This window comes from Oleiphilus sp. HI0066 (genome assembly GCF_001635725.1).
Genome location: NZ_LWFH01000438.1, coordinates 1 through 501, shown reverse-complemented (window position 1 = coordinate 501; position 501 = coordinate 1). Strand labels below are relative to the sequence as shown.

Genomic DNA, 501 nt, shown 5'->3' with positions numbered 1-501 from the left:
CGACGCGCGCATCGGCCTTAGGCGCTTCTAACACCTGCTGGGCTTGCTTTTGGTCTTGCCTCTTTTCAGTGGCGCCAGGCTGCAGCGATGTAAGATTAATTGAAGGGTTGCCGACTTGCATCGAATATCACATATTTATTGAGGTTGCTGAAGTGTAATGCAAAAACACACTAGGCGACAAATACTAGTACAAAAAGAACAAATCCCAAGGCCAGACGATAGATAACAAAAGGCAAAAACCCTATCTTCTCTAGCAACTTTAAGAAGAAATGAATACACAGATAAGCACTTATAAAAGAAACAAAGGTTGCAAAAGCAATCAACTGCAATTGGGCATCATGCCCTGTTTCTAACAACTCTTTAGTCTTCAGCAATCCAGCTGCAGCAATCAATGGGACAGAGAGCAAGAATGAAAAACGAGCAGCAGCATCACGCGTTAAGCCTAGCAATAGCGCTGCAGTCATTGTAATACCAGATCGCGAAGTACCAGGAATCAATGCA

Annotated in this window: 1 protein-coding gene; it reads right to left on the bottom strand. The window is 43.7% G+C overall.

Going from position 1 to position 501, the window contains the following annotated elements; all coding sequences use genetic code 11:
• Positions 1-170: 170 nt before the first annotated feature.
• Positions 171-501 (bottom strand): undecaprenyl-diphosphate phosphatase (locus A3738_RS05800; RefSeq protein WP_304440071.1); only part of this gene is annotated, 331 nt, incomplete at its 5' end.